General features: G+C 68.5%; 1 protein-coding gene and 1 pseudogene. Both read right to left on the bottom strand.

The window, feature by feature from the left end:
* A partial coding sequence (locus tag C5O18_RS10130) for a Y-family DNA polymerase (RefSeq protein ID WP_478209699.1) occupies nucleotides 1-646 on the bottom strand: 646 nt, incomplete at its 3' end.
* Between the two features lie 91 nt (nucleotides 647-737).
* Nucleotides 738-1,100 (bottom strand): annotated as a pseudogene (locus C5O18_RS10125) (TonB-dependent receptor); the annotation flags it as partial.

The raw sequence follows: 1,100 nt of genomic DNA, 5'->3' as shown, positions 1-1,100 counted from the left end.
TGCGCCGGCAGGGCAAGGGCCAGATCGTCGCCACCAGGTCGGCCTCGTGCAGCACCGAGATGCCGTTGGGCTTGTCCAGCTCGCTGGCCATTTTCGCCAGCAGCTTGTTCGGCGCCACGCCGATGGAGCAGGTCAGCCCGGTCGCCGCCGCGATGGCCGCCTGGATGCGCGCCGCCACCCGCCGGCCACCGTCCTCCTGCCCGCCCGGCACATCGGTCAGCTCGATGTAGACCTCGTCCACGCCGCGATCTTCCATGACCGGACCGATCTTCACGATCTCGGCCTTGAACAGCCGCGAATAATGGCGATAGGCCTCGAAGTCGACCGGCAGCAGGATGGCCTGCGGGCACAGCCGCGCGGCCTTCATGAGCCCCATGGCGGAGCCGGCGCCGAAAGCGCGCGCCTCGTAGGTGGCGGTGGTGATGACTCCGCGCCCGACGTAGTCGCCGAGGCGAGGGAAAGCCGATGGCGGGATCTCGGCCAGGCGGGCCGCGCCGAAACGCCGCAGCAGGACCTCGTCGGCGGGCCGGCGACCGCCGCCGATGACCACCGGCAGCCCGCGCAGCTGCGGATAGCGCAGCAGCTCCACGGAAGCGTAGAAGGCATCCATGTCGAGGTGGGCGACGCGCCGGGTGCGAGCTGTCATGGGGTAATGCCGGGATGGCCGGCATCACGCCCGGCGACAGGCAAATACTGTCACTAAAGACAGTATTTGTCACCACATCCCGCGACATGCCTCAGAAAGCGTATTTCACGTCCATGCCGGCATACCAGTGACGGTCCGCGCCCGGCTCGTAGTAGCGGCCGTTGCCGTCGCCGACGATGACCGATCCGACATAGCGGCGGTCCTGCAGGTTGTTGAGCTGCACACTCTGCGCCAGCGTCCAGGCGCCGTGCTTCTGCTCCGCGCGGGCACGGAGGTTGACCAGGGTGTAGCCCGGCGCCGCGCCCTGGTTGCTGTCGTTGACATGGACCTTGCCGCTGCGGATCACCTCCAGCGCGGTGTTGAGCCCGGCCACCGGCTTCCACGCCAGCTCGCCGTAGAACTGGGTCGACGGCATGCCCGGCAGGCGATTGCCCTTGGGCACCGTGACCTGGCT

Origin of the sequence: Amnimonas aquatica (assembly GCF_002943415.1) — a bacterium.
In the GTDB taxonomy this organism is placed as follows: Bacteria; Pseudomonadota; Gammaproteobacteria; order Pseudomonadales; family Moraxellaceae; genus Perlucidibaca; species Perlucidibaca aquatica_A.
This window is presented reverse-complemented; position numbering and strand designations above follow the sequence as displayed.